This window comes from Micrococcus sp. HSID17227 (assembly GCF_003989405.1).
In the GTDB taxonomy this organism is placed as follows: domain Bacteria; phylum Actinomycetota; class Actinomycetes; order Actinomycetales; family Micrococcaceae; genus Micrococcus; species Micrococcus luteus.
In genome coordinates this window covers 1-1,327 of the sequence record NZ_RBLN01000406.1, presented here as the reverse complement: position 1 = coordinate 1,327, position 1,327 = coordinate 1, and the positions used below count along the sequence as shown (strand labels likewise).

General features: G+C 75.6%; 1 protein-coding gene. It reads left to right on the top strand.

What is annotated here, in order from left to right; all coding sequences use genetic code 11:
* Positions 1 to 256: 256 nt before the first annotated feature.
* Positions 257 to 1,327: ribonuclease HI (locus D8M29_RS12255; protein WP_127446025.1), on the top strand; the 1,071-nt coding region annotated here is incomplete at its 3' end.

Genomic DNA, 1,327 nt, shown 5'->3' with positions numbered 1-1,327 from the left:
CGACCGGCCCGGACGTGCAGCGGCACCGCACGGACCCGCTCTGACGCCTCGTCCGACGCGGCCGCGCGGGAGGCCGAGGAGAGGAGACCTGCCTCCTCACAGGTGCGCTCGGTAAGGTCGCCCAGAGCAGAACAGGTCGGGACGGGTCGTCCCCTTCGTCCACGGCGATCCCGCCCGACCGCCGCAGGACCAGCATGGCCCGCCGGACCCGGCTCACAGTTCCGGCGCGGTCCCCTTCGACACAGCCGGCGAAGCCATGGGAGCACGGATCAACCACCCGCGGACGGTCGTGGACCGGACGCTGCATCACGACGTCGAGCCCGCACACCCCGCGGCGCTCGTCGACGTGGGCTGGGACTTCCGTGGCCCGGGCGCCAAGGCGGAGGAGCAGCACCGCCCGCTGCGCGTGGTCCGTGCCCGCCGGCCTCGGGGCACCCCGCGGGACCGGAACGGCGTCGACCTCACGCGCACCGGCCCCGTCGTCCCCCGCCCCTCCCCGCCGCGCACCCGGATCCGCCGGGACGGCGTCCGCGTGGTGGCCAGCCCGCTGGCCATGCTGCCCGGCGTGGACCACGGCCCCGCCCTCCGCCTGGACCTGCATCCGACGACGGGGGGCATCGTCTACGTGGCCCGCGAGCTCGAGCTGCGCGAGCTCGGCGACGACGTCCGCGGCCACGTCTACACCGGGATGGTCGGCACGGCGCATCTGAGCGTCTTCTGGTCCACCGTCACCGTCGACCTGCCACCGGAGCGCCCGGTGATCGTGCGGCTGCGCTCGGACCGGGACGCCGAGCTGCTCGCCCTGCTCGAGGTCCTCGCCCCCGTGGACACGCGCGTGGTCTCCTACCGGCTCGACGAGTCCCCCGTGGGCACGCAGCGCTCCAGCTACCTGCTGCCGGACGTGGACCCGGAGACGGTCGCCCAGACGGGCGCGGCCCGGATCCCGCTCGAGGCCATCGAGGCCGCCCAGGAGGAGGAGGACGCGCTGCGCCGCTCCTCCGGCGTCTTCCTCTCCCGCCGCCGCACGGACCGCTTCCTGCGCCGCAACCTGCCCGGGGTGACCCACAGCCTCACGTTCGCGGACGAGGCGGACGTGACGGACGTGTACGTGGACGGCTCCGTGCTGCGCGGCTCCCGCATCGGCGGGGCGGCCGCCGTCGCCGGGCCGAGCATGTGGGCCGTGCAGGCCGTGGCCGGGGCCACGATGCCGCTCGAGGTGGAACTCGAGGCGCTCGTGCTGGGGCACGTGATCTGCGCGTGGGCGGGCACCCCCGGCGGCCGGGTCACCATCCACTCGGACTCGCGCGCCGCGCTGGCCCTGCTCAAC